This window comes from Amycolatopsis sp. GA6-003 (assembly GCF_046267895.1).
Taxonomy (GTDB): Bacteria; Actinomycetota; Actinomycetes; order Mycobacteriales; family Pseudonocardiaceae; genus Amycolatopsis.
In genome coordinates this window covers 3,269,110-3,294,719 of the sequence record NZ_CP176499.1, presented here as the reverse complement: position 1 = coordinate 3,294,719, position 25,610 = coordinate 3,269,110, and the positions used below count along the sequence as shown (strand labels likewise).

Genomic DNA, 25,610 nt, shown 5'->3' with positions numbered 1-25,610 from the left:
AAGCTTGTAGCGTCCGGACCGTCGCGTCAAGCGCTTCTCCGGGGAGGTTTTCGCATGGGGAAGCCCACCATGGAGGACGTCGCCGCGCGCGCCGGGGTTTCCCGGGCGCTGGTTTCGCTCGTGATGCGCAACGCGCCGAACGTCTCGGCGCGACGGCGCGCGGCGGTGCTAAAAGCGGCCGAGGAACTGGGGTATTCGCCGCACGTCATGGCGCGGTCTCTGGCGAGCCGGACCTCGACGGTGCTCGGCGTGATGGTGAACGATCTGCGCAACGCCTTCTTCGCCGACGTCGTGGAAGGGCTGGACGCGGCGGCTCAATCGGCCGGATTCGATTTGATCCTCAACACCGGTGGCCGGATGCCATCGCGGGAAGGGGCGGCGTTGCGCAGTCTGCTGTCTTTTCGTCCGGCTGGCGTGGTGCTGTTGTCGCCAGTCGTGCCAGCCGCGGCAATCGAAGCCGCGGCACGGCAGTGTCCGGTAGTGTTGGTGTCGCGCACTTCTCGTCTGTCCACTGTGGATACTGTGAACGACGACGGCGAGGCTGGCGCGGCGTTGGCCGTGGAGCACCTGGTCCAGCTGGGGCATCGGCGGATCGCGCATCTCGACGGCGGGGGAGCGGCCGGTGCCGCGGCGCGACGGCGCGGTTTCCAGCGGGCGATGCGAGCGCACGGGCTGGAGCCGATCGTGGTGCGCAGCGAACACACCGACACGGCGGGCGAGAAGGCTGTGCAGGAATTGCTGTCGGTGTATTCACCGACGCCGACCGCGCTGCTCGCGGGCAACGACTTCAACGCGGTCGGGGCGATCTCGGCGCTCGAGGAACACGGGTTACGCGTACCGGAGGACGTTTCGGTGGTCGGCTACGACAACACGTCCTTGGCTTCCCTGCGGCACATTTCACTGACCACAGTGGACCAGCCGCGCGCGGAGATGGCGCGGCTCGCTTTTGACGCGTTGCTGGAACGCGTACGCGGTGAGCGCACCGAGCCGGTGCGGCATCTGCTTCATCCGTCCCTGGTCGTGCGGGAGACCACGGGGCCTAATTCAGGGGAGACACAGCGATGAGGTTGGGACTGGCAGGGGCCGGACGGATCGGGACCGCGCACGCGGAAACGCTGGCGGGCTTCGACGAGGTCGCTTCGGTGGTCGTGGCGGACGTGGATCCCGCGCGAGCCCAGTCGGTCGCGGCTCGGCTCGGGGTCGAGGCGGCTGAGGGAATCGATGCGCTGTTCCGGGCTGGTCTCGACGGTTTGGTCATCGCGGCGGCCACGGACGCGCATCCGAAGTTGATCATCCAGGCGGTCGACGCGGGAGTGCCGGTGTTCTGCGAAAAGCCGGTCGCCGCGGACATCCCCGGCACACTCGCGGTGCTCGACCGGATCGCGGGCTCGGACGTCCCGGTGCAGATCGGCTTCCAGCGCCGGTTCGACGCGGGCTACCAGGCCGCGCGGGTCGCGGTGGAAAGCGGGGAACTGGGCTGGCTGCACAGCGTCCGGGCGACCACTTTGGACCCGGCCCCGCCGCCCGCCGCCTATGTCGCGCATTCCGGCGGCCTGTTCCGGGACTGCGGGGTGCACGATTTCGACATCCTCCGGTGGGTGACCGGCCGGGAAGTCGCGGAAGTTTTCGCCTTGGGCGGCAACAAAGGCGAGCAGTTCTTCGCGGATGCCGGAGACGTCGACACCGCGGCGGTCGCCCTGACGCTCGACGACGGAACCCTCGCGACGGTCTCGCTCACGCGCTACAACGGCGCGGGCTACGACGTGCGCTTCGAAGCCCTCGGCTCGCTGGGGAACGCCGTGGTGGGCTTGGACGACCAGGCCCCGCTGCGGTCGGTGGAACCGGGGGTCGGACCGTTGCCGGGACCGGCGTATCCCGGCTTCATGGAACGGTTCCGGACCGCTTATGCCGCCGAGCTGCGGGCCTTCCTGGACGTCGCCGCCCGGCGGATCCCGTCGCCGGCGGGCGCGGGGGATGCGTTGGAGGCGTTCTACATCGCGGAGGCGTGCGAGGTCTCGCGGAGGGAGAACCGTCCGGTGCGGGTCGCGGAGGTGCGGCGGTAGGCGGGAAAGTATATGAGCACCTCGGCGAGAGCGTTGAGTTCTTCCGCGTCGAAGCGACCGGAAAGCACCGCTGTGTTGCCGTGTCCGTCGCCGACCGCCTCATGGCGAGCGAGGTGTGCGCTTCAACCTCGCGGGCGAAGCAGCTTCTCCACCAACGTATCCACCAACTCCGCCGGTACCGCCGCCCCGGTCAGTGCACTGTAGACGATCGGCCCCAGCAAAGCGTCCCTTGTGGACTCCGGGTCCAGCACCGGGGAAATCTCGCCTGATTCGGCGGCCCGCGTCAGCATCTCGCGCTCGGCGAGCTGCCGCGGCTCCAAGTAGCGCTCATGGAAGCGCGCCGCCGTCCCGACGTCGTGCTGTGCCTCGGCCAGCAGGGTGAGCAGGCATTTGCCCGCCGGGTCCTCGGTCAGGAAGTGCGCGAAGTCGCGCAGATACGCGCGGATGCCCTCAGCCGTCGGCAGGTCCGTCGGCACCGGCAGGCGTTTCGCGCTGTCCTCGATCAGCGTGTCCAGCAGGATTTCGACCTTGGACGGCCACCAGCGGTAGATCGTCTGTTTCGCGACGCCGGCGCGACGCGCGATCGCTTCGACGGTCAATGCGCCGAAGCCGTGCTCGACCAGCAGGTCGTCGGCGGCGTGGAGCACCGCTAGGCGGGCGGCCTCGTCGCGCCGGTTGCCGGAGCGTGCCCTGCGGGGCTGGGAATTGACTGCGGGCATACCGGACACCTTACCGTGCTACTGTCTAGACGTGACGTTGCGTCTAGACAAGGGAGCGGCCATGACAGCACGCCGGGCAGTGGTGGTCGGGGCTTCGCGCGGACTGGGATTGGTGCTGGTCACCGAACTGGACCGGCGCGGATGGGAGGTCATCGCGACCACTCGCGACGGGTCGGTGCCGCTGGAGGGAATGCGGACCGAGCACCTCGAGATGACCGACGAAGCACAGATCGCCGCGCTGAGAGACAGAATGGACGGTCCGCTCGATCTGCTCTTCGTGAACGCGGCGATCGACCGTGGGAATCTGCCGATCAGCGAAGTGCCCACTGAGATGTTCGCCGAAGTGATGATCACGAATGCGTTGGGGCCGTTGAGAGTCCTCGAAGGACTGCGCGATCTCGTCGCGCCGGGCGGCACGGTCGCGGTGATGTCGTCCGAACAGGGCAGTATCTCGAGGAACGTCGAACCGGGATACGAGCTGTACAAAGCGAGCAAGGCCGCGCTCAACCAGCTCATGCGCAGTTACGCCACCCGGTACGAGGGCGACGGGCGCACCAAACTGCTCATCGACCCCGGCCACAACCGGACGCGGCTCGGCGGGCCGGACGCGCCGTTGCTGCCGGAAGAAAGCGTGCCCGCGGTCGTCGACGTGCTCGAAGCGCGGGCGGGCGAGCCGGGGCTGCGGTTCCTCGACCGGTTCGGCGAGCAGATTCCCTGGTAACGACTAAGCCGATCGGGTAGCGCCGGGCGGCTTCGCGTGCCAAGCTGCGGGGCGTGCCTGGATCGGGAGAATCCGAGATCGTGCTGATCCCGCTCGACGAGCAGGGGCTGGAGCGGCTGCTGGAAGCCGCGGTGGCCGACGCCGATCCGACGGAGGTCATGCCGCCGGTGGAGGGTCCCGCCGGATGGACCGAAGCCCGCCGCGAAGCGTTTCTCGCCTTTCACCGCCGACGATCGCTCAATCCGGACACCGCCATCGAGACGACGTGGGTCGTGGAGGTCGACGGCCAGGTCTGCGGGGCGGCCCGGCTGCGGCCGGTGTCCGGGCGGGCCGCGCTGGAGGTCGAAGCCGGGGTGTGGCTCGGCCGTTCGGCGCGCGGCCGCGGGATCGGGCGCAAGGTGACCGCGGTGCTGCTGGACGCGGCCCGCGACGGCGGCGCGGCGAAGTTCGTCGCGACGACCACAGTGGACAACGCGGCGGCCCAGCGGCTGCTGAGCGGGGCCGGTGCGGAACTGGACGTCCGCGGCACGGAGATCGACGCGCACCTGGACTTCTGACCGGCCCGGCACCGCCGGGCGAGGCCAAGGTCCGTGAGGGGAACTCTGAGAGACTCAGCTTTCCCCTCACGGACAGCGGGTCAGTTGAGTTCCAGCTCCGGCGAGTACATGTCGAACCAGTGGTGCAGGTCCAGCGCCCGGTCCATGCCGACGCGCTGGGCCTGGCTGATCGCCGACGGATCGGTGTCCGCCGACTGCTGCAGCCACTCCCGGCTGACCATCTGGAACACCGGATTGTCCTTCTGCGCCAAGGCTTCCTTGACCTGCTGCTGCAGCGCGATCGCGTACCCCGGGTCCTGAGTGGACGGATACGGGCTCTTCACCCGGTCCCGCACCGACGCGGGCAGCACGTGCTTCGTCGCGTGCCGCAGCAGGCTCTTTTCCCGGCCGTCGAACGTCTTCAGCGACCACGGCGCGTTGTAGACGTACTCCACCAGCCGGTGGTCGCAGAACGGCACGCGCACTTCCAGGCCCACCGCCATCGACATCCGGTCCTTGCGGTCGAGCAGCTGCCGCACGAAACGGGTCAGGTGCAGGTTCGAGATGACCCGCATCCGGGACTCCCGCTCGGATTCGCCGTCCAGCAAGTCCACTTGGGACACCGCGGTCCGGTACTGGTCGTCGACGTAGGAATCCAGGTCCAGCTTCGCGGCGAGACCCGGTTCGAGCAGCGAACCCCGGTTCTCCATCAGGCTGTTGCGGAAGGCCAGCCACGGGAAGGTGTCCGCGTTGACCGCGGCCTCGTCGTGGAACCAGCGGTACCCGCCGAACACCTCGTCGGCCGATTCGCCGGACAGCGCGACCGTCGATTCCGCCCGGATCGCCTTGAACAGCAAGTACAACGACGTGTCCATGTCGCCGAGCCCGGACGGGATGTCGCGGGCGCGCAGCACCGCGCGGCGCACCTCGGGGTCGCTCAGGTCGGCCGGGTTCAGCATCACGTCCTGGTGCGCCGAACCGACGAGCTTGGCGACGTCGCGGATGTAGGGCGAATCGGGCGTGTCGCGCATTTCGTCGGGCTGGAAGTTCTCCTCCTGCCCGAAAAAGTCGACCGAGAAGGTGCGCAGCTGCTCGCCTTCCTCGGCGAGCCGGGCGGCGGCGAGGCCGGTGACCGCGCTCGAGTCGAGACCGCCGGACAGCAGCACGCAGCGCGGGACGTCGGCGATCAGCTGCCGGTTGACGATGTCGGTCATCAGCTCGCGCACGCGCGCGACCGTCGTCTCCTGGTCGTCGGTGTGCTCCTTCGCGTCGAGCTTCCAGTAGGTGCGGGTGTTGATGCCTTCGCGGGTCACCGTCACGACGGTGGCCGGGTCGACCTCGTACATGCCCTTCCACAGCGACCAGCCCGGCCGCTTCGTGAAGCCCATCAGCTCGCGCAGGCCGTCGCTGTCGACCACCTTGCGTGCCAACGGGTTCGCCAGGATCGCCTTCGGTTCGGAGCCGAACAGGACGCCGTCGCGGGTGGGGTAGTAGTAGAACGGCTTGATGCCCATCCGGTCGCGGATCATCACGAGCTTCTGGTCGCGCTCGTCCCAGATCGCGAACGCGTACATGCCGTTGAGGTGGTCCACGACCTCGGTGCCCCACTGCAGATAGCCGTGCAGCACGACCTCGGTGTCGCTGTCGGTCTCCCAGCGGTGCCCCAGTTTGGTGAGTTCTTCACGAAGTTCGGAGAAGTTGTACGCCTCGCCGCTGTAGACCATCGCGACCTCGCCGTTCGGGGTCTTGACGCTCATCGGCTGGCGGCCGCCCGGCAGGTCGATGATGGCGAGCCGGCGATGGCCCAGCGCGACCGAGCGGCGGACCCAGGTTCCGCGGTCGTCGGGTCCTCGGCAGGCCATGGTCTCGGTCATCGCGTCCGCGATCTCCTGCTGCTGCGTGAGATCGGTGTCGTAGGAAACCCAGCCCGCGATTCCGCACATACGAGCCCTCCCTGAACCTAGTTAGTTAGTTGATACAACTATTGGTTACTCAGGTGTAACACGGACCCCGGCGCTTGTCTGCCCGAATTGCACTCTCTGTCCTTGATCCGCTACCAGCTGTGCCGCAAGTCACCCACCAACTACAGAACGTCACGCGCTCCGCATCACCCGGATGCCGCCCGCCGTAGTGGCCCGGGTCACCGGGCGTCAAGATCGCGTAAACGCCCCCAGGTCGCGGCGTCAAGGAGGCGTCAGACGCGGGTGCTCACGCTCCGCTACGACCGCACAGTGGCTCTCGACCGACGGTCACCCGTGCCGGGTGACCCTTCCTGAGAGGTGCCTCGTGGCGGATTTGCTGTACGCCCTATTGCTCATCGGCGTTTTCGCGGTGCTCGCCGGTGTCCTGCGCGGGCTGGAGAAGCTGTGAGCGGCGCGGGCACCGTGGCCAACATCGTCGGCGGGCTGCTGGCGCTTGGCCTCCTCGGCTACCTGTTCGTCGCCCTCGTGAGGCCGGAGAAATTCTGAGATGAGTGACGTCGCGGCCGGCTTCCTGCAAGCCGGCGTGCTCCTGGTCGCCCTCGCGGTGGTCTACAAACCCCTCGGCGACTACCTCGCCCGCGTCTTCTCCACCGGGAAGCACCTGCGGGTCGAGAAGGCCCTGTACAAGATCGTCCGGGTCGACCCGGGCACCGAACAGCACTGGAAGACCTACGCCTCCGGCGTGCTCGGCTTCTCGTTCGTCTCGGTGCTCCTGCTGTATCTGCTGCAGCGCCTGCAGTCGATCCTGCCGTGGAACTTCGGCCGCGGGCCGGTGTCGCCCGCCGTCGCCTTCAACACCGCGGTTTCCTTCGTGACCAACACGAACTGGCAGTCCTACACCCCCGAGACGACCATGGGCCACTTCGTCCAGATGGCCGGGCTCACCGTGCAGAACTTCCTGTCCGCCGGCGTCGGGCTCGCCGTGGCGATCGCGGTGACGCGCGGGTTCGTCCGCTCGCGCACCGACCGGCTGGGCAACTTCTGGGTCGACCTGACCCGCGGCACGATCCGCGTGCTGCTGCCGATGGCGTTCGTGTTCGCGCTCGTGCTCGTGGCGCTCGGCGTGGTGCAGAGCCTGCGTTCCGGCGTCGCGGTGACGAATCCGGACGGCAGCACCAGCCGGATCGCGCTCGCCCCGGCGGCGAGCCAGGAAGTGATCAAGGAACTGGGCACGAACGGCGGCGGCATCTTCAACGCCAACTCCGCGCACCCGTTCGAAAACCCGAACGTCTGGACCAACGTCGTCGAGATGTTCCTGATCCTGGTGATCCCGGTCTGCCTCACCCGCGCCTTCGGGCAATTGGTCGGCAACCGGAAGCAGGGTTACGTGCTGCTGTCGGTGATGGCCGGTCTGTGGACCGCGATGCTCGCGGTGATCTGGACTTCCGAGGCACGCACGAACAGCCCGGCGGCGCTGGCCGCGGGCGCGAACCTCGAGGGCAAGGAACAGCGGTTCGGGATCGGCGGCACGTCGTTGTTCGCCGACACCACCACCGGCACTTCGACCGGTGCGGTGAACGGCGCGCACGACAGCCTGTCCGGGCTCGGCGGCGGGGGCACGATGCTGAACATGCTCTTCGGCGAGGTTTCGCCGGGCGGCGTCGGCACCGGGATGTACGGCATCCTCGTGATGGCCGTGATCGCGATGTTCCTCGCCGGGCTGATGGTCGGCCGGACGCCGGAGTACCTGGGCAAGAAGCTCGGCAAACGCGAGGTCACCTGCGCGGCGATCGCGATGCTGGCGATGCCCACCGTGGTCCTGCTCGGCTCCGGGATCGCGCTGATGCTGCCGGGAACCCGGGACGCGCTGGGCAACTCGGGTCCGCACGGGCTGTCGGAAGTCCTGTACGGCTACACGTCCGCGGGCAACAACAACGGCAGCGCCTTCGGCGGCCTCACCGCGACCAGCGACTGGTTCCAGGCGTCGCTGTCGGTGGCGATGCTGATCGGCCGGTTCGTGCCCATCGTCGCGGTGCTCTGCCTGGCGGGTTCGCTTGCCGCGCAGAAGAAAGTCCCGGAAACCGCGGGCACGCTGCCCACCACCGGGCCGCTGTTCGGGACGCTGCTGACCGGCACCGTCGTCCTCGTCGCGGCCCTCACGTTCATCCCGGCCCTCGCGCTGGGGCCGATCGCGGAGGCGTTGGCATGACCATCACTCAAGAGCGGACTCCCGAAGAGGAGACGCAGCACCACGTCGAGAACGCCGGAAGGGTCGGTGCCGGTGTCTTCAGCCCGAGGCAGCTGTGGTCGTCCATGCCGGACGCGCTGCGCAAGCTGAACCCGCGCCATCAGCTCAAAAACCCGGTGATGTTCGTGGTGTGGGCCGGTTCGGTCCTGACCACCGTCTTCGCGATCACCGACCCGAGCGTGTTCTCCATCCTGATCGCGGTGTGGCTGTGGTTCACCGTCGTGTTCGCGAACCTGGCCGAGGCCGTCGCCGAGGGGCGCGGCAAGGCGCAGGCGGAATCCTTGCGGCGGACCAAAAAGGAGACCGTCGCGCGGCGGCTCACCGAGGACGGTTCCGAGGAGCAGGTGCCGGGGGTGGACCTGCGCGTCGGCGACCGCGTGGTGGTCGAAGCCGGGCAGGTGATCCCGGGCGACGGCGACGTCGTCGAGGGCATCGCCACGGTCGACGAATCGGCCATCACCGGCGAATCGGCTCCGGTGATCCGGGAGTCCGGCGGCGACCGTTCGGCGGTGACCGGCGGCACCACGGTGCTGAGCGACCGGATCGTGGTGCGGATCAGCACCAAGCCCGGAGAGTCCTTTGTGGACCGGATGATCGCGTTGGTGGAAGGCGCTTCCCGGCAGAAGACGCCGAACGAGATCGCGCTGACCATCCTGCTGTCGACGCTGACCATCATCTTCCTGCTCGCCGTCGTGGCGCTGCAGCCGATGGCGGCCTACTCCGGCAGCGAGCAGTCGGTGATCGTGCTGACCGCGCTGCTGGTCTGCCTGATCCCGACGACGATCGGCGCGCTGCTGAGCGCGATCGGCATCGCCGGGATGGACCGGCTGGTGCAGCGCAACGTCCTCGCCACCTCCGGCCGCGCGGTCGAAGCCGCCGGAGACGTATCGACGCTGCTGCTGGACAAGACCGGCACGATCACCTTCGGCAACCGGCGCGCGACCGAGCTGATCCCGGTCGGCGAGTCCACTGTGGACGACCTGGCGCGCGCGGCCCGGCTGTCCAGCCTCGCCGACGGCACGCCGGAAGGCCGCAGCATCGTCGAGCTGATCGCCGAGCAGCACGGGCTGCCCGGAAAAGCGGACGACAGCGAAAAGCTCGCCGAGTTCGTGCCGTTCACCGCGCAGACCCGGATGAGCGGTGTCGACCTCGATGGCCGCGAAGTCCGCAAGGGCGCGACTTCGGCGGTGCGCCAATGGGTGCGCGACCGCGGCGGCGATGTGCCGGACGAGACCGAACGCGTCGTGGACGAGATCAGCCAGCAGGGCGGAACCCCGCTGGTGGTCGCGGAAGCGGCGGGCGGCACGGCGTTCGTGCGCGGCGTGATCCGGCTGTCGGACGTGGTGAAACCGGGCATGAAGGAGCGGTTCGAGGAACTGCGCTCGATGGGCATCAAGACGGTGATGATCACCGGCGACAACCCGCTCACCGCGAAGGCCATTGCCGAGGACGCCGGTGTCGACGACTATCTCGCCGAGGCCAAGCCCGAGGACAAGATGGCGCTCATCAAGCAGGAGCAGGAGGGCGGGCGGCTCGTCGCGATGACCGGCGACGGCACGAACGACGCGCCCGCGCTCGCGCAGTCCGACGTCGGCGTGGCGATGAACACCGGGACCATGGCGGCCAAGGAGGCCGGCAACATGGTCGACCTCGATTCGAACCCGACGAAGCTGATCGAGATCGTCGGCATCGGCAAACAGCTGCTGATCACCCGCGGCGCGCTCACCACGTTCAGCGTGGCGAACGACCTGGCGAAGTACTTCGCCATCCTGCCGGCGATGTTCACCAGCATCTTCGCCCAGCTCGGCGCGCTCAACATCATGCACCTGGCGACGCCGAAGTCGGCGATCCTGTCCGCGGTGATCTTCAACGCGCTGATCATCGTCGCGCTGATCCCGCTCGCCCTGCGCGGCGTGCGGTACCGGCCGTCGTCGGCGTCCGCGCTGCTGCGCCGCAACCTGCTCGTCTACGGCCTCGGCGGGATCGTCAGCCCGTTCCTCGGGATCTGGGTGATCGACCTGATCGTGCGCCACATTCCAGGGATTGGCTGACATGAACGTCTTGCTCAAGCAGACCTGGGCGGGCCTGCGCCTGCTCCTCGCGATGACCGTGCTGCTCGGCATCCTCTACCCGCTGGGCGTGTGGGCGGTGTCCCGCATTCCCGGCCTCCAGGGGAACGCCGAGGGCTCGGTGGTGACGCAGAACGGCCAGGCCGTCGGCTCGTCGCTGATCGGGATCGACCCGGTGCCCGCCGACGCCGCGCGCGACCCGTGGTTCCACAACCGGCCCTCCGCCGGTTCGAAGGACGTGCTCGGGCCGGGCGACCCGTCGACGTCGGGGCCGTCCAACAAGGGGCCGTACAACGAGGATCTGGCGAAGGCCATCGCGCAGCGGCGGGAGCTGATCGCCAAACGCGAGGGCGTCAACCCGGCGGAGGTGCCCGCGGACGCGGTGACCGCCTCGGGTTCCGGCCTCGACCCGGCGATCAGCGTCGCCTACGCCGAGCTGCAGGTGCTTCGCGTGGCCCGCAACACCGGGCTGAGCGAGGACAAGGTGCGGCACCTGGTCGCGGACAACACCACCGGCAACGGGATCGGCGTGCCGGGCGTGAATGTGCTCCGGCTCAACCTTGCCGTGCATTCGGCCGCTCCTGGCGCACACTGACACAGTGAGCACCTCTGACCCCTCCCGGAAGCCGCGCCGAGGCGAACTGCGGATCTACCTCGGAGCGGCTCCGGGCGTCGGCAAGACCTTCGCCATGCTCGGCGAAGCGCGCCGCCGCCTCGACCGCGGCACCGACGTGGTCGTCGGCCTGGTCGAGACGCACGGCCGGAAGAAGACCGCCGACCTGCTCGACGGGCTGGAGATCGTGCCGCGGCGCACGGTCCGCCACCGCGGGCACGAGTTCGCCGAAATGGACCTCGACGCGGTGCTCGCCCGCGCGCCCGAGGTCGTCGTCGTGGACGAGCTGGCGCACACGAACGTGCCCGGCGGACGGCACGAGAAACGCTGGCAGGACATCGACGAGCTGCTCGAAGCGGGCATCGACGTGCTGTCCACGGTCAACGTCCAGCACCTGCAGAGCCTCAACGACGTGGTCGAGCGGATCACCGGCGTCACCCAGCAGGAGACCGTGCCGGACGAGGTCGTGCGCCGGGCGGAGCAGCTGGAGCTGGTGGACATCACGCCGGAGGCGCTGCGGCGGCGGCTCGCGCACGGCAACGTCTACCCGGCCGAGCGGATCGACGCCGCGCTGGGCAACTACTTCCGGCCCGGCAACCTCACCGCGTTGCGCGAACTGGCCCTGTTGTGGGTGGCCGACCAGGTCGACGTCGCGCTGCAGCGGTATCGCGCCGAGCAGAAGATCACCGATACGTGGGAAACGCGCGAACGGGTGGTCGTGTCGATCACCGGCGGTCCGGAAAGCGAGACGCTGATCCGGCGGGCCAGCCGGATCGCCACCCGGGCGGGCGCGGAACTGCAGGTCGTGCACATTCTGCGCGGAGACGGCCTGGCCGGGATCGGGCCGACCGCGATGGCCCGCTGCCGCACGCTGGCCGAGGAGGTCGGCGCGACCTTTCACACGGTGGTCGGCGACGACGTGCCCACGGCGCTGCTCGACTTCGCGCGCGGGGTCAACGCGACTCAGCTGGTGGTGGGGACTTCGCGGCGCTCCCGGATCGCGCGGCTTTTCGACCAGGGCATCGGCGCGACCGTGGTGCAGCAGTCCGGGCCGATCGACGTGCACATGGTCACGCACTCCTACGCCGGCGGACGGCTGCGGGCGCGGCTGGGCACGAGCCCGCTGGCACCGTCGCGGCTCGTGCTGGGCTGGGTGCTGAGCATCGTGGCGCCGCTCCTCGCGACCGGGCTCGGCGTGCTGCTGCGCGACGCGGTCGAGTTTTCCACGGACGTGGTTCTGTTCGTGCTGGCCACCGTAATCGTCGCGCTGGTGGGCGGGCTCGGTCCGGCGTTGGTGGCCGCGGTCTTCGGCGCGGGGCTGTTGAACTTCTTCTTCACACCGCCGCTGTACACGCTGGATGTGCACAGCCCGCAGAACGTCGTGACGTTGATCGCGATGGTCGTGGTGGCGGTGATGGTGGCGCTCGTCGTCGCTTCGGCCGCCCGGCGCGGGGTGGCGGCGGCGCGGGCCCGGACGGAGGCGTCGCTGCTGGCGTCTTATGCGCGCACCGTGCTGACCGATCCGAATCCGATCGAGCGGTTGCTGGAAAAGGTGCGGGAGAACTTCGGCCTCACTTCCGTGACGCTGCTGGAGAAACGCAACGGAAAGTGGGAAAAGGTCGCGCTCTCCGGCGGTGAACCGTGCGCTGATCCGGATGAGGCCGATGTGGACATCGCAGTGACTGCCGATGTCCACCTGACGTTGCGCGGGCGCGCGTTGCCCGCCGCGGACCGTCGCGTATTGGAAGCTGTTGCGGGACAAGCGTTGCTCGCCTTGCGGCAGCAGCGAATGGCGGCAGCCGCGGCAGCTGCGGAACGGAAAGCCGAGGCGACTGAACTGCGCACGACGCTGCTGTCCGCGGTCGGGCATGACTTGCGGACGCCTCTCACGTCCATCAAGGCCGCGATCGGCAGCCTGCGCGCGCCGGACCTTTCGCTGTCCGATGAGGACACTGAGGAACTGATGGAGGCCGTCGAGCTTTCGGCCGACCGGCTCGCCGGGCTGATCGACAACCTGCTCGACTCCTCGCGGCTGGCCACCGGTGCGGTCACCCCGCATCTGCGGCCGGTCGGCTACGACGAAGTGGTCGCGCACGCGCTGTCCAATGTGGACAACTCGCAGAACGTGCAGGTCTCCGTCGACGCGCGGTTGCCTTCGGTGCAAGCGGATCCCGGCCTCCTGGAACGGGTGATCGCGAACGTGCTCGACAACGCCCTCCGGCACGGCGGCGGCGACGTTTCCGCACGGGCGAGCGCGCATTCGGAGTACGTGGAACTGCGGATCGTCGACCACGGCAAGGGGTTGCGGAAGGGCGCCGCGGAATCCGCGTTCGCGCCGTTCCAGCGGCTGGGCGGGGACCGGGACTCGACGCCGGGCGTCGGGCTCGGCCTGTCCGTCGCGAAGGGGTTCACCGAGGCGATGGGCGGTACGGTTCGCGCCGAGGACACTCCTGGCGGAGGGTTGACCGTGGTGATCTCGCTCCCGGCCTGCACCGGCCGGGAACTGGTGGAAGCCGAATCGGCGGAGGAGGGCGCGGCGCGATGACTGCCGACCAAACGGCCACGGTGCTGGTCGTCGACGATGAACCGCAGATCGTGCGCGCGCTGCGGATCAACCTCAACGCGCGCGGGTACAAGGTGATCACCGCCCACGACGGCACCGCCGCGCTGAAGGCGGTCGCCGAAACGAAACCGGACGTGGTCGTGCTCGACCTCGGCCTGCCGGATCTGGACGGCACCGAGGTGATCGCGGGCCTGCGCGGCTGGACCACGGTGCCGATCATCGTGCTCTCCGCGCGCGGCGATTCCGCGGACAAGGTGCAGGCGCTCGACGCGGGGGCCGACGATTACGTCACCAAACCGTTCGGAATGGACGAACTGCTGGCCCGGTTGCGGGCGGCGGTCCGTCGTTCGTCGGTGGTGGGCACGGACGGCGCGGAAGCCGTGGTGGACACCGGATCGTTCACCATCGACCTGGCGGCGAAGAAGGTGCTGCGCGAGGGCCGCGAGGTGCATCTGACGAAAACCGAATGGGGCGTGCTGGAACTGCTGGTGCGCAACCGCGGCCGGTTGGTGGCGCAGAAGCAGCTGCTGCACGAGGTGTGGGGACCGTCGTACGAGACGGAATCCCATTACCTGCGCGTGTATTTGGCGCAGCTGCGGCGGAAGCTGGAGCCGGAACCGTCGCGGCCGCGGCACTTGCTGACTGAACCCGGCATGGGGTACCGCTTCGAAATCTGACCTGGCGGTAAAGCCGTGAGGGAATCGGATTCCCTCACGGACTTTCAGCGGCTGGTGGGGCTCGTCGGGTTGGAGTCCGAAGTGGACGCGCTCGGCGACGAGGACGGCTGGCCGCCGGTGGAGCTGCTGCCGGAGCTGGGCGGCGGGCTGTCCGGGGGCGACGAGTGGGTCGGGTCGGACGACGTCGACGTCGGCGGGTTCACCGTGTGCGACGAGGGAGGGGTCGTGGTTCCGCCGCCGGGATTGGTCGGCGGGTCGCTGCGTTGCGACGTGGTGCCGCCCGGCGTCGGCTGTCCGCCGCCCGGCTGCCCGCCGGGCTGGCCCGCGTTCGGCGGGGGCGTGATCACGCTCGTCGTCGGCTTGCCGTCCGGGCCCACCGCCACCACGGTCGTCGGGGTCGGCGGGACGGTCTGGCCGGGGGTCGGCGAACCGGGGACGGTCATCGGGCCGCCGGGGACGGCGTTGCCCGGGACGACGACCTGCGAGCCGACCGGCTGGCCGCCCATTCCGCCGCCGCTGGTGCTGGTCGTCGCGGTGTCGGCGACCGAGCCGGGGCCGGCCAGTTCGGCGACCGCGGCGAAGGCGGTGGCGACCACGAGGCCGCTGACGCCCAGGATCGCGTAGCCGGAGCGGCTGAGCCTCCCGCTCGCGCCCTTCGGCGGTGCGGTGCGGCCAGCGCTCACCGCGATCTCCGGCGACGCCGAGCTTGGTTCAGGCCCGTCGGGACGGGACATGCGGGCTCCTTAGAAGAGACAACGCTCAGGTCGAGGGCGGCACGGGGGAGCGGGGCTCCGGCCCCGGATGCCAGGCGGGAGGTTATCACCGCTCAGGACCCGTTCGCGCGGCCCAGGGACGGGGCCGTCACGGTCCGCAGCCGGGCGCGTGCGGCAGGATGGGGCCGGTGAACGAGCAGGAATCGCCCGTCCGGCTGGCCGCCTGGGTGCACGGGCAGGTGCAGGGTGTCGGTTTTCGCTGGTGGACCCGGAGCCGCGCGCTCGAACTCGGGCTGACCGGATTCGCCAGGAACCTCCCGGACGGCCGTGTCGAGGTGGTCGCGGAGGGTGACCGGGACAACTGTGCGCGACTGCTGGCCGCGCTGCGCTCGGGAACCTCACCCGGACGAGTGGATCAGGTCGTTGAACGCTGGACGGACGCCAAGGGCGGGCTGGACGGCTTCGCCGAACGCTGAGAGCGGTGGGACGGCTGCGGCTGATGGGGTGCTTGGGGTTGCCGGGGCTTGGGAACCTGTGCTAGGCGCGCCCGGGCGGCCCGGCCTCCCACGGCGCGCCCGAACCCCCGGGTAGCCTGTCGGCGAACCGGGGGACCGGTAGCCATCCAGTACCCGTGGCCAAGAGGGGTCGGCAGCACGTGCACCTGAAAAGCCTGACGCTCAAGGGCTTCAAGTCCTTCGCCTCGGCGACCACGCTGCGCTTCGAACCCGGCATCACCTGCGTGGTCGGCCCGAACGGCTCCGGAAAATCGAACGTCCTCGACGCGCTGCGCTGGGTCATGGGCACCCAGGGCGCGAAGGACCTGCGCGGCGGCAAGATGGAGGACGTCATCTTCGCCGGCACCGCCGGCCGCGCCCCGCTCGGCCGCGCCGAGGTCACGCTCACCATCGACAATGCCGACGGCGCGCTGCCGATCGAGTACGCCGAGGTCTCCATCACCCGCCGGATGTTCCGCGACGGCGCGAGCGAGTACGAGATCAACGGCGACCGCTGCCGGCTGATGGACGTCCAGGAACTGCTGTCGGACTCCGGCATCGGCCGCGAGATGCACGTCATCGTCGGGCAGGGCCAGCTGTCGGCGATCCTCGAGTCGAAGCCCGAGGAGCGGCGCGCGTTCATCGAGGAGGCCGCGGGCGTCCTCAAGCACCGCAAGCGCAAAGAACAGACCCTGCGCAAGCTCAACAACATGCAGGGCAACCTCGACCGGCTCACCGACCTCACCACCGAGCTGCGCCGCCAGCTCAAACCGCTGGGCAAGCAGGCCGAGATCGCCCGCAAGGCCCAGTCGGTGCAGTCCGACCTGCGCGACGCCCGGCTCCGGCTGCTCGCCGACGACCTGGTCACCCAGCGCGAGTCCATCGCCCGCGACGAGGCCGACGAGCGCACCGCCCGCCAGCGCCGCGCCGAGGTCGAGCAGGCGCTGGAAATCGTGTCCGCCGAAGAGGCCGAGCTGGAGGCTTCGCTCGCCGAGGACGCGCCGCGGCTGCAGATCGCGCAGGAGACGTGGTACAAGCTGTCCGCGCTCACCGAACGGCTGCGCGGCACCGTGCGGCTGGCGGTGGAGCGGCAGCGGCACCTTTCCTCCGACGTTTCCGCGCCGACCGGCGGCCGGGACCCGGAGGAGCTGCTCGCGGAAGCCGAACAAGCCGCCGAACGCGAGCAGGAACTCACCGAGGCCGTCATGGAGGCCCGCGAACTTCTCGCGGAAACCGTGCTGCGCCGGGAAGAACTCGAACAGCGGGTGCAGGCCGCGGAGCGCGCGCACTGGGCCGCGGTCCGGGCGATCGCCGACCGCCGCGAGGGCATGGCGAAGCTGACCGGTCAGGTCGAAGCGTTGCGCAGCAAGAACGGCGCGACCGCGGAAGAGGTCGACCGGCTCACCGTCGGGCTGCAGGAAGCGGCCGAGCGCGCCGAAATCGCGGTCGAGGAGCTGGAAGAAGCGAAAGCCGCCGGCGGCACGGAGGAATCCGACGACGCCGAGCTGCAGCAGCGCCACGACCGTGCGGTGGAGGCGAACAACGCCGCCAAGGCCCGCGTCGAAGAGCTGGTGAAGGCCGAACGCGGCGCCGAGCGCGAGATCGCGTCGGAGAAGGCGCGCGTCGAGGCGTTGTCGATGGGGCTCAAGCGCAAGGACGGCGCGGGCGCGCTGCTGGGAGCTTCTGCGGAACTGCCGGGACTGCTCGGTTCGGTCGCCGCGTTGCTCACCGTGCAGCCGGGCCACGAGGTCGCGCTGGCCGCCGCGCTCGGACCGGTGGCCGACGCGGTCGCGGTGTCCGGCGGCGAGAACGCGCTGTCCGCGCTGAAGTACTTGAAGGAGACCGATTCCGGCCGCGCCGGGATCGTGCCGGTCGGTGCTGGGTCCACTGTGGACACCAGCTCGTGGCCGGCGCTGCCCGAGGGCGCGCGCTGGGCCCGCGAGGTCGTCAGCGCGCCGGAGCAGCTGCGGCCCGCGGTCGAGACGGCGCTGGACCGGCTCGCGCTGGTGCCGGACCTGGAAGCCGCGCGTCAGCTCGTCGCGCAGCACCCGGAAGTGCGTGCGGTCACCGCCGAGGGCGATGTCTTCGGGGCCACCTGGATCGCGGGTGGTTCCGCCGCGCGCGAGAGCGTGATCGAGGTCCAGGCGGCGGTCGACGAGGCGCAGGAACGCTTGCGCACCGCCGAACGCGCGCTGGAGCGGTACTCCGCCGAACTGGAGGGCGCCCGCGCCGAACAGCAGTCCCGGCGCGAAGAGGTCAGCCAGGCGAAGGACGCGCTCGGCGAAGCCAAGGTGCGCAAGGCGCGGTCCTCGGAGCGGCTCAACCGGCTGCAGCAGGCGGCGCGGTCCGCGCAGGCCGAGGTCGAACGGCTGACCCAGCAGCGCGCGAAGGTCGAGCAGAGCCGCGAGCAGGCGCTGGAACAGTTGGCAGAGCTGGAAGAACGGCTCGCCGCGGTCGCCGAGCAGCCGGTCGAGGACGACCCGGACACCGCCGAACGCGACGAGGCGGCCGAGCAGCTTGCCGTGGTACGGCAGGAAGAAGTCGAAGCCCGGCTCGCGCAGCGCACCGCCGAGGAACGCGCGCGCAGCATCGCCGGACGAGCGGAATCGTTGCGCCGCGCGGCTTACGCCGAACAGCAGGCCCGCGAGCGCGCGGCCAAGGCACGGGAAGCGCGCGAGCGCGGCGCGGAAATCGCGAACGCGGTCGTCAACGCCGGCGAGTTCGCACTGGAGCGGATCGAGCTGTCCGTGCAGCGCGCGGCCGCCGAGCGCGACGAAGCCCAAGCCCAGCGCCAAAGCCGCGAAACCGCGCTCACCGCGGTGCGCGCGAAGGTGCGCGAGCTGTCCGGCGAGCTGGAGAAGCTGACCGACGCCGTGCACCGCGACGAGGTGCTGCGCGCCGAGCAGAAGCTGCGGCTGGAAACGCTGGAAGCCAAGATCGCCGAGGACTTCGGCATCGGCCTGGCGGACCTGGTCGAGGAGTACGGCCCGAACGTGCCGGTGCCGCCGAGCGCGGGCGAGATGGCCGAGTACGAGGCGGCCAAGGAACGCGGCGAGGACGTCACCCCGCCGCCGCCGATGCCCTACGACCGCGAAACCCAGGCCCGCCGCGCCAAGCGCGCGGAGAAGGACCTGACCCTGCTGGGCAAGGTGAACCCGCTGGCGCTGGAGGAATTCGCGGCGCTGGAGGAGCGGTACAAGTTCCTCTCCACCCAGCTGGAAGACCTCAAGGACACCCGCAAGGACCTCGAGGCCGTCATCAAGCAGGTCGACGAGAAGATCCTGGAGGTCTTCACCTCGGCCTACGCGGACGTGGCGCGCGAGTTCGAGACCGTCTTCGGCGTGCTGTTCCCCGGCGGCGAGGGCCGGATGGTGCTCACCGAGCCGAACGACCTGCTCGCCACCGGCGTGGACGTCGAGGCGCGTCCGCCGGGCAAGAAGGTCAAGCGGCTGTCGCTGCTGTCCGGCGGCGAGAAGTCGCTGGTGGCGGTCGGCATGCTGGTCGCGATCTTCCGGGCCCGCCCTTCGCCGTTCTACGTGATGGACGAGGTCGAGGCGGCGCTGGACGACACCAACATGCGCCGGCTGATCGGCCTGCTGGAGCAGCTGCGCGATTCGTCGCAGCTGATCATCATCACGCACCAGAAGCCGACGATGGAGATCGCCGACGCGCTGTACGGCGTGAGCATGCAGGGCGACGGCATCACCAAGGTGATCTCGCAGCGGCTGCGCACCGCGGCGGAGGAACCGGTCCCGGCGTCGTAACCGCGAGCCTGACGGTGGCCGCGCGCGAAGAGCAAGCTGCGGCGGGTCGTCATCCGCTGAGCGGACGCGGCCCGGTCCCCTCGGCTTCGAAGGGACCGGGCCGCGTTTCCGTCCTTGCTACGCAGGGGTTTCCACGGGTTCCTCGACCGTCTCGACATTCGGGTCCGCGCCGCGCCGCCGCAGCGACAGCAGTCCGCCCACGAGCAGCGTGATCAGCACCCCGGCGAAGGTGTACCAATACGTCGCCAGCGGCACGAGCGTCTTGGTCGCCGCGCCGAAGTGGATGTGCACCTCGGTGGTCGCCTTGTCGAATTTCACGAACAGGATCAGGAAAGCCATCCCGACCACCGAGCAGGCGAACGCGATCACCGCGTCGGATTGCCGGGCCTTGCGCACCAGCAGGCCGAGGAAGAACGAGCCGAGCAGCGCGCCGTAGGTGTAGCCGACGATGCCGAGGCCCTGCTGGATCACCGGGTCCTTCGAGTTGGTGAACATCGAGGCGAACACCGCGAACACCGCCGCCCAGATGAGTGTCCACATGCGACCGTGCCGGAGCAGTTTGGCGTCCTCGATCGATTTGTGCGTGAACCGCTGGTAGAGGTCGGCGATGGTGGAGGTGGAGAGCGCGTTGAGCGCGGACGCGAGCGCGCCCATGGTCGAGGCGAGGATGCCGGCGATCAAGAGCCCGGCGAGGCCGACCGGCAGGTCGTTGACGATGAAGTTGGAGAACACGTCGTCGCCGGACATCTTCCCGGCCGCGACCGCGGTGGCCGTCGCGCCGGTCTTGCCGCCGGTGTAGACCCACAGCATCGCGCCGACGAGCAGGAACAGCGCGAACTGGACGAACACCACGAAGGCCGAGCCGATCAGCGCGCGCTGGCCGTCCCGCAGGTTCCGGCACGAAAGCAGCCGTCCGACGATCAGCTGGTCCGCGCCGTGCGAAGCCATTGACAGGAACGCGCCGCCGACCACCGCGCAGAGGAACGCGTACGGGTTGGTGAGCAGGTTCGACGCGAAGTCGGTGAGCTGGAACCGGCCCTGGCTCGAGGCGATCTGCGTCCAGCCGGACGGCAGCTTCGTGGACAGGAAGATCACCGCGCCGACCGCGCCGAGGATGTAGAGCGACCACTGGATGACGTCCACCCAGATCACCGACTTGATGCCGCCGACGAACGCGTAGACCACGGTGAGCGCGGTCAGCAGCACGACGATGTGCCAGTACTCGGTGTGGATGCCGTAGTGGCCGAGGATCGCCTTGATCGGGATCGCCCCGGCGAACAGCCGCAGTCCCTCGGCCAGCAGCCGCGTCACCACGAAGGTGACCGACGCGGTGCCCTGCAGCCCGCGGCCGAAGCGGCGGCCGAGGAATTCGTACGCGCTCACGTAATTGCCGCGGAAATAGCGCGGCAGCAGCACGAACGCGGCGATCACGCGGCCGATGATGTAGCCGAAAGCGACTTCCAGGAACAGGAAGGCGCTGCCGAACACGAGCCCCGGCGTGGAGATCACGGTGAGCGTGGACGTCTCGGTGGCCACCACCGAGAGCGTGACCGCCCACCACGGCATGCTGCGTTCGCCGACGAAATAGTCGTTCGCGGACTTCTGTCTGCGTCCGACCAGCACGCCGATGACCGGCATCGCCGCGAGGTACACGATGACGATCACCAGATCGACTGGATTCATGGGGTTCTCCTACCGTGGTTGCCCGGATTGCGCGACCCGGAGCCGGGTCGCGGCGCCCCCCAGCGGGGCGGGGAGATTCAGGGGCGCCGCACCCGGCGTCAGCGCGCCGAGCAGGCGGGGACCGCTCGCTCCGGTGGCCGACGGCAGCGTCGCCGGGACGCCGCACCAGCTCAGCCAGCCGAGCAGCGCGGTCAGGTAGGCCTCTTTGCCGGAGCCGGGGAGGCCGAGGTCGTCGCTGGTGCGGAGCGCGCCGTCGGGCAGTTGCCGGGCCAGCGCGGCCATGGTCGCCGGGTTCGCGACGCCGCCGCCGGACGCGACAACGGTCGCCGCGCCGTGCCGACGGCATTCCGCGGCGACCGTCGCGGCGGTCAATTCGGTGAGCGTGGCCAGCAGATCCTCCGGGGACAACGGCGGCAGTCCGGACAGGGCCGCGTCCAGGTAGCCGGCGTGGAAGTGCTCTTTGCCCGTGGATTTCGGGGGAGGGGCGGCGAAATAGGGGTCGGCGAGCAGCCGGTCGAGCAGGTCTTTCCGGACCGCACCGGCGAGGGCGAGCCGTCCGTCGACGTCGGCGGACAGCTTGCCGTCGCTGACGTGCGCGGCGGCGAGATCGAGCAGCGCGTTGGCCGGGCCGGTGTCGTACGCGAGCACTTTGTCGGACTGGGTGACCACGGTGATGTTCGCGATGCCGCCGAGGTTGAGCGCGGCCACCGGGCGTCCGGTCTCCTCGGCGAGGCCGCGCAGCCACATCGCGTCGAGCGTGCTCGCCAGCGGTGCGCCCTGGCCGCCCGCGGTGATGTCGCGGATGCGGAGGTCGGCGATCACCGGAACTCCGGTGCGCTCGGCGATCCACGCCGGCTGGCCGAGCTGGAGCGTGCCGAGCGCGACGCCGTTTTCGACCCAGTGGTAGACGGTCTGGCCGAGCGAGGCGATCACGTCCACCGGCCCGTACGCGGCGATCCCGCGCGCGGCCGCGTCCGCGAACGCCTGGCCGACCCGGGTGTCGAGAACGGTCAGCTGCCGCGCGCTGCTCGGCCGCGGCGGGAGGGCGTCGAGGAGGTCGGCGCGGAGGTCGGCGGGATAGGGCACGTCGAGTTCGCCGAGCGGGGTGAGGACGACGGTCCCGTTGTCGGAGCGGATTTCGGCGACCGCGACGTCGATCCCGTCCACGGAGGTGCCCGACAGCAGCCCGAGGACGCGGAAACAGTGGCCGGCGGGGGTGGTCATCCGATGTGGTCTAGTCAACGCGGAAGGGGTGGCGCAAGACGCTTCGTGGAGTCTTGGCCGAATCGGAACCGTTCGCGTTACTCGTTGGCTTCGCGGTGGGGTGTCCGGTGGCTCGGGCACGCGGATGACAGGATGGTGGCGTGTCGAGCACCTGGTTCTGGATCGTTGTCGTCGCCGTCGTCGTCCTGGTCGCCTTGCTGGCGTCCGGGCTGCTCATCGCGCGCAAGCGGCGGATCAGCATCGCCGAACAGCGCGAGGTCGAGGAGAAGCCGAAGGGCGGCGGGTACGCCGCGAGCGGCGGGATTTCGCTGGCTCCCGGAGGGACGACCGCTGAGGCGCCGCCTGCTCCCGAGCCCGCGCCGGAGCCGGTGGTCGAGCATCCGGTCGAGGACCGGCCGGAAGTCGACGGCCAGCCCGCGGTCGGCGACGACGCCGCCGTCCCGCGCGATTCCGACCAGCGCACGGTGCGCGACGTCAAGCTCCCCGAACCGGTGGAGGAAGAGGCTCCCGAAGCGGTCGTGCCGGGAACGGCCGAGCAGATCGAGGAGATCGAGTCCCCGTCCGGCCGCCTCGAGCGCTTGCGCGGCCGCCTGTCGAAGTCCCGCTCGGTGTTCGGGCAGAGCCTGCTGGGCCTCCTCGGCGGCGGCGACCTGGACGAGGATTCCTGGCAGGACGTCGAAGACACCCTGCTGATGGCGGACCTCGGCGCCGCCACGACGACCCAGATCGTGGAACGCCTGCGCGACGAACTGAACCGCCGCGCGGTGCGCACGTCCGCGGAAGCGCGCGAACTGCTGCACGAGGTGCTGACCGCGTCGCTGTCCACGGACGCCGAACGTTCGGTCCGCGCCCTCCCGCACGAGGTGGACGGCAAGAAGCAGCCCGCGGTGGTGCTGGTCGCGGGCGTGAACGGCACCGGCAAGACCACGACGACCGGCAAACTGGCCCGAGTCCTGGTGGCGCAAGGCGGAACGGTGGTCCTCGGCGCGGCGGACACGTTCCGTGCCGCCGCGGCCGACCAGCTCCAGACGTGGGGCGAGCGAGTGGGCGCGTCGGTCGTGCGAGGAAAGGAAGGCGCGGACCCGGCGGCAGTCGCGTTCGACGCGGTCAAGCAGGGCATCAGCGAGGGCGTGGACACGGTGCTGGTCGACACCGCGGGCCGCCTGCACACGAAGACCGGCCTGATGGACGAACTCGGCAAGGTGAAGCGAGTCGTGGAAAAGCAGGCGCGAGTGGACGAGGTGCTGCTGGTGCTGGACGCCACGACGGGCCAGAACGGCTTGGCGCAGGCACGGGTGTTCGCCGAGGTCATCGACGTGACGGGCATCGTCTTGACCAAACTGGACGGCACGGCCAAGGGCGGGATCGTGTTCCAGGTCCAGAAGGAACTGGGGGTGCCGGTGAAACTCGTGGGCCTCGGCGAGGGACCGGACGACCTGGCGCCGTTCGAGCCGGGTGCGTTCGTGGACGCTTTGCTGGGCTGATTCCCCCAGACGAGTGAAGAACGGCTAAACCGGACATCCTTGTAGCGTGGCCTGCCACGGTGGGTAGCAACGCGGCTACGACTACGAGGGGTGGGCATGTCGGGGGGTTTCGGCGCGGTCCCGGAAGAATTGTTCCGGACCGCGAATGCGATCGGGGACGTGGTCGGCAGTGCCGCGGGCCTGCTGTGGCAAGGACCGAGCGGCGACTACGGGCACCGCGGCGTCCAGGCCGGGTGGGCCGGGTTCGTCGAGGAAATCCAGGCTGAGGTCGCCCGGCTGACCGGCATCGCCCAGGGCCACGGCGACGATCTGCGGACGGCGGCCGGGAAGTACGCGCAATCCGACGCTGCCGCGACCGGGACGATCGGCGAATTCGGCGCCGGGCTCGGCGACCTCCTGGGCGAGGCCGCTGGAGGCGAAGCGAAGATCGGCAGCAGGCTCGAGGGCGCCCCCGGCGGCGGTTTCACCGGGGGTCTCACGCCGGGCCAGCTGAACGAACGGCTCGGCGAGCCCGAAGCGGGATCGCACGACGTTCCCGGAGGCGGCTGGACCGGCGGGGCGACCGGGCGGATCAGCGGGTCGATCGACGACGACGGGCCGATGCGGATCATGAGCCCGGAGCGTTCCCGGCAGCTCTTCCCCGGTGCCTCCGGCGACACCTCCGGCGGCGGCAACAGGCCGGTCTTCTGATGACGGCGGAACTCGGGCAGACCACCGACCCGAAGGCTCTGATCCCCGGCGAACCGCACCTGCTCTCCGGCGATCTGAAAGAGCTGGTGCGCAACCTCGACAAGATGGCCGGGATTTCCGAGGGGCTCGGCGGGATCGCGCCCCGGGAGTGGTCCGGCGACGCGGCGGACCGGTTCCGGGAAGTCTTCGGACAGGAGCCGAAGAACTGGATCGAGACGATCGGCGTCCTGGGCAAGGGCGCGACCGCGCTCGCCGACTACGGCGACGCGCTGACCTGGAGCCAGAGCGAAGCGCAACGGGCGATCGAGCTCTTCACCCAGGCGCAGGCGGCCTCGCGGGCCGCGGCCGCGGACTACCAGGTGCAGATGCTGCGGGCCAGTTCGATCGGGGAAGCCATCGCTCCGCTGGTGGATCCCGGCCGCGCCGCCATGGCCGAGGCACAGCAGATCCTCGAAAACGCGCGCGCCAAGCTCGAACAGGTCGGCGGCATGACCGCGGAGGCGCTCGGGTTCAGCCGCGACGAGGACGGCACGTACTCGAAGGACGTCGGCAAGGGCAAGGAGTTCGGCGCCGACCGCCGCGAACTCGTCGACCAGGGGAACGACGAGAAGGGCAAGTCCGAAGAGAAGGACCCGGGCGGGTGGCAGAAGGGCCGCTTCGGGCGGAGCTTCAAGGGCGAATTCGGCAGCCAGTCGGACGGGATGTTCGGCGACAAGATCGGCAGCCTGCTCGAATCGCTCGGGATCGACACCCACGAATCGACCGTGTCGGCGGAAGCGGGCGTGGATCTGCTCGACGGTTCGCTCGAGGGCGCATTCGGGTCCGAGCAGTTCGGCGGCAGCGGAAAGATCGAGGGCGCGGTGCTCGGCGCGCATGCCGAGGCGCATGCCGGCGCGAGCATCCTCGGCGTCAACGCCGGCGCCTCGGCCGAGGCGTATTTGGCGAAGGGCAGCGCGGAAGGCGAACTGCACCTTGGCGACCACGCGGGCTTGACGGGTTCCGCCGAAGGCGAGATCGGGGCCAGTGCTTCCGCCGAGGGCTCGATCGGCGTGACCGGGGCACAGGGCCAGGTCGAGGCGTTTGCCGGCGGCCGGGTCGAGGGCGACGTCAGCGCGGAGGTCGGCGGCGTGTCGGCCGGGGTGCACGGCGAGGCCTGGGCCGGGGTCGGGGTGGAAGCGAGCGGCCAGGTCGGCATGGGCGACGACGGCAAGTTCCACCTCGGCGCCTCCGTCGGGGTCGGCCTCGGCGTCGGCGGCAAGATCGGGTTCGACATCGCGATCGATCCGGGCGAGGTCGTGGACACGGTGAAGGACGTCGCCGACGATGTCGGCGAGGTCGTTTCCGACGTGGGCAAGGGCATCTCGAACGCGGCCGGGGCCGTCGCCGGCTTCCTAGGCTTCTGAACACCAGACCCAGATTCGGAGAAA

20 protein-coding genes are annotated in these 25,610 nt (G+C 69.9%); 15 read left to right on the top strand and 5 right to left on the bottom strand.

The genetic code is table 11. The annotated features are described in order from the left end of the window. Positions 1–54 precede the first annotated feature (54 nt). Entirely contained in the window at positions 55–1,065 is a 1,011-nt protein-coding gene (locus F9C12_RS14440) for a LacI family DNA-binding transcriptional regulator (RefSeq protein WP_409466209.1), read from the top strand. Continuing rightward, positions 1,062–2,063 (top strand): Gfo/Idh/MocA family oxidoreductase, encoded by a 1,002-nt coding sequence (locus F9C12_RS14435; RefSeq protein ID WP_409466208.1) that lies wholly within the window; start codon positions 1,062–1,064, stop codon positions 2,061–2,063. The genes F9C12_RS14440 and F9C12_RS14435 overlap by 4 nt, the downstream gene beginning before the upstream one ends. Positions 2,064–2,185: 122 nt before the next feature. Here F9C12_RS14435 and F9C12_RS14430 read toward each other — a convergent pair whose 3' ends face one another. Beyond that, on the bottom strand, positions 2,186–2,782 hold the full coding sequence (locus F9C12_RS14430) for a TetR/AcrR family transcriptional regulator (RefSeq protein WP_409466207.1): 597 nt from the start codon (positions 2,780–2,782) through the stop codon (positions 2,186–2,188). A 61-nt stretch (positions 2,783–2,843) separates the two neighbouring features. Here F9C12_RS14430 and F9C12_RS14425 point away from each other — a divergent pair, with 61 nt between their 5' ends. Both F9C12_RS14425 and F9C12_RS14420 read left to right on the top strand, forming a co-directional pair. Then, positions 2,844–3,503 carry an SDR family NAD(P)-dependent oxidoreductase gene (locus F9C12_RS14425; protein WP_409466206.1) on the top strand — a complete coding sequence of 220 codons (660 nt, stop codon included), beginning with the start codon at positions 2,844–2,846 and terminating at the stop codon, positions 3,501–3,503. 53 nt (positions 3,504–3,556) lie between these two features. Continuing rightward, positions 3,557–4,060 carry a GNAT family N-acetyltransferase gene (locus F9C12_RS14420; RefSeq protein WP_409182478.1) on the top strand — a complete coding sequence of 168 codons (504 nt, stop codon included), beginning with the start codon at positions 3,557–3,559 and terminating at the stop codon, positions 4,058–4,060. An 80-nt stretch (positions 4,061–4,140) separates the two neighbouring features. Here F9C12_RS14420 and asnB read toward each other — a convergent pair whose 3' ends face one another. Then, positions 4,141–5,982, bottom strand: a complete 1,842-nt coding sequence (gene asnB / locus F9C12_RS14415; RefSeq protein ID WP_409182477.1) for an asparagine synthase (glutamine-hydrolyzing) — start codon at positions 5,980–5,982, stop codon at positions 4,141–4,143. A gap of 423 nt (positions 5,983–6,405) precedes the next feature. Between asnB and kdpF the strand changes: the two genes are divergently transcribed. Genes kdpF through F9C12_RS14385 form a run of 6 tightly spaced genes read left to right on the top strand, consistent with a single transcriptional unit; the run spans position 6,406 to position 14,131 of the window. After that, positions 6,406–6,507: a K(+)-transporting ATPase subunit F gene (gene kdpF / locus F9C12_RS14410; RefSeq protein WP_037358287.1), complete on the top strand. Its 102-nt coding sequence runs from the start codon at positions 6,406–6,408 to the stop codon at positions 6,505–6,507. A gap of 1 nt (position 6,508) precedes the next feature. Further along, positions 6,509–8,170, top strand: coding sequence for a potassium-transporting ATPase subunit KdpA (kdpA, locus tag F9C12_RS14405; RefSeq protein ID WP_409466205.1), 1,662 nt, complete (start codon positions 6,509–6,511; stop codon positions 8,168–8,170). Continuing rightward, positions 8,167–10,260 carry a potassium-transporting ATPase subunit KdpB gene (kdpB, locus tag F9C12_RS14400; protein WP_409466204.1) on the top strand — a complete coding sequence of 698 codons (2,094 nt, stop codon included), beginning with the start codon at positions 8,167–8,169 and terminating at the stop codon, positions 10,258–10,260. Before kdpA ends, kdpB begins: the two co-directional genes overlap by 4 nt. A 1-nt stretch (position 10,261) precedes the next feature. Then, the gene (locus F9C12_RS14395) at positions 10,262–10,873 is read left to right on the top strand and encodes a potassium-transporting ATPase subunit C (protein ID WP_409466203.1); all 612 of its coding nucleotides are present in this window, start codon (positions 10,262–10,264) and stop codon (positions 10,871–10,873) included. Positions 10,874–10,877: 4 nt separating this feature from the next. Further along, positions 10,878–13,436 carry a DUF4118 domain-containing protein gene (locus tag F9C12_RS14390; protein ID WP_409466202.1) on the top strand — a complete coding sequence of 853 codons (2,559 nt, stop codon included), beginning with the start codon at positions 10,878–10,880 and terminating at the stop codon, positions 13,434–13,436. After that, positions 13,433–14,131, top strand: a complete 699-nt coding sequence (locus tag F9C12_RS14385) for a response regulator (protein WP_409182472.1) — start codon at positions 13,433–13,435, stop codon at positions 14,129–14,131. Before F9C12_RS14390 ends, F9C12_RS14385 begins: the two co-directional genes overlap by 4 nt. 44 nt (positions 14,132–14,175) lie before the next feature. Here the strand turns inward: F9C12_RS14385 and F9C12_RS14380 are convergent, their stop codons facing one another. Beyond that, on the bottom strand, positions 14,176–14,865 hold the full coding sequence (locus F9C12_RS14380; RefSeq protein WP_409182471.1) for a hypothetical protein: 690 nt from the start codon (positions 14,863–14,865) through the stop codon (positions 14,176–14,178). Between the two features lie 158 nt (positions 14,866–15,023). On the opposite strand from F9C12_RS14380, the gene F9C12_RS14375 reads away from it, so the two are divergent. Both F9C12_RS14375 and smc read left to right on the top strand, forming a co-directional pair. Then, positions 15,024–15,320, top strand: coding sequence for an acylphosphatase (locus tag F9C12_RS14375; RefSeq protein ID WP_409182470.1), 297 nt, complete (start codon positions 15,024–15,026; stop codon positions 15,318–15,320). Between the two features lie 179 nt (positions 15,321–15,499). Next, positions 15,500–19,102: a chromosome segregation protein SMC gene (gene smc / locus F9C12_RS14370; RefSeq protein ID WP_409467010.1), complete on the top strand. Its 3,603-nt coding sequence runs from the start codon at positions 15,500–15,502 to the stop codon at positions 19,100–19,102. A 117-nt stretch (positions 19,103–19,219) separates the two neighbouring features. On the opposite strand, the gene F9C12_RS14365 is transcribed toward smc, so the two are convergent. After that, a complete protein-coding gene (locus F9C12_RS14365) occupies positions 19,220–20,785 on the bottom strand; it encodes a sodium:solute symporter (protein ID WP_409182469.1) in 1,566 nt (521 codons plus the stop codon). Positions 20,786–20,794: 9 nt separating this feature from the next. After that, entirely contained in the window at positions 20,795–22,009 is a 1,215-nt protein-coding gene (locus F9C12_RS14360) for an anhydro-N-acetylmuramic acid kinase (protein WP_409466201.1), read from the bottom strand. Between the two features lie 140 nt (positions 22,010–22,149). On the opposite strand from F9C12_RS14360, the gene ftsY reads away from it, so the two are divergent. The 3 genes from ftsY to F9C12_RS14345 all read left to right on the top strand — a co-directional run bounded on the left by ftsY (position 22,150) and on the right by F9C12_RS14345 (position 25,586). Continuing rightward, entirely contained in the window at positions 22,150–23,493 is a 1,344-nt protein-coding gene (gene ftsY / locus F9C12_RS14355) for a signal recognition particle-docking protein FtsY (RefSeq protein WP_409466200.1), read from the top strand. A gap of 96 nt (positions 23,494–23,589) precedes the next feature. Next, the gene (locus F9C12_RS14350) at positions 23,590–24,183 is read left to right on the top strand and encodes a hypothetical protein (protein WP_409466199.1); all 594 of its coding nucleotides are present in this window, start codon (positions 23,590–23,592) and stop codon (positions 24,181–24,183) included. After that, positions 24,183–25,586, top strand: a complete 1,404-nt coding sequence (locus F9C12_RS14345) for a putative T7SS-secreted protein (protein ID WP_409466198.1) — start codon at positions 24,183–24,185, stop codon at positions 25,584–25,586. The genes F9C12_RS14350 and F9C12_RS14345 overlap by 1 nt, the downstream gene beginning before the upstream one ends. Positions 25,587–25,610 lie beyond the last annotated feature (24 nt).

Coding starts and splice junctions, on each gene's coding strand:
- kdpB (WP_409466204.1), top strand. CDS start 8,167: ATGACCATCACTCAAGAGCGGACTCCCGAAGAGGAGACGCAGCACCAC.
- F9C12_RS14435 (WP_409466208.1), top strand. CDS start 1,062: ATGAGGTTGGGACTGGCAGGGGCCGGACGGATCGGGACCGCGCACGCG.
- F9C12_RS14365 (WP_409182469.1), bottom strand. CDS start 20,785: ATGAATCCAGTCGATCTGGTGATCGTCATCGTGTACCTCGCGGCGATG.
- asnB (WP_409182477.1), bottom strand. CDS start 5,982: ATGTGCGGAATCGCGGGCTGGGTTTCCTACGACACCGATCTCACGCAG.
- F9C12_RS14375 (WP_409182470.1), top strand. CDS start 15,024: ATGGGGCCGGTGAACGAGCAGGAATCGCCCGTCCGGCTGGCCGCCTGG.
- F9C12_RS14345 (WP_409466198.1), top strand. CDS start 24,183: ATGACGGCGGAACTCGGGCAGACCACCGACCCGAAGGCTCTGATCCCC.
- F9C12_RS14380 (WP_409182471.1), bottom strand. CDS start 14,865: ATGTCCCGTCCCGACGGGCCTGAACCAAGCTCGGCGTCGCCGGAGATC.
- F9C12_RS14425 (WP_409466206.1), top strand. CDS start 2,844: ATGACAGCACGCCGGGCAGTGGTGGTCGGGGCTTCGCGCGGACTGGGA.
- F9C12_RS14430 (WP_409466207.1), bottom strand. CDS start 2,782: ATGCCCGCAGTCAATTCCCAGCCCCGCAGGGCACGCTCCGGCAACCGG.
- F9C12_RS14350 (WP_409466199.1), top strand. CDS start 23,590: ATGTCGGGGGGTTTCGGCGCGGTCCCGGAAGAATTGTTCCGGACCGCG.
- F9C12_RS14360 (WP_409466201.1), bottom strand. CDS start 22,009: ATGACCACCCCCGCCGGCCACTGTTTCCGCGTCCTCGGGCTGCTGTCG.
- F9C12_RS14395 (WP_409466203.1), top strand. CDS start 10,262: ATGAACGTCTTGCTCAAGCAGACCTGGGCGGGCCTGCGCCTGCTCCTC.
- F9C12_RS14385 (WP_409182472.1), top strand. CDS start 13,433: ATGACTGCCGACCAAACGGCCACGGTGCTGGTCGTCGACGATGAACCG.
- F9C12_RS14440 (WP_409466209.1), top strand. CDS start 55: ATGGGGAAGCCCACCATGGAGGACGTCGCCGCGCGCGCCGGGGTTTCC.
- kdpA (WP_409466205.1), top strand. CDS start 6,509: ATGAGTGACGTCGCGGCCGGCTTCCTGCAAGCCGGCGTGCTCCTGGTC.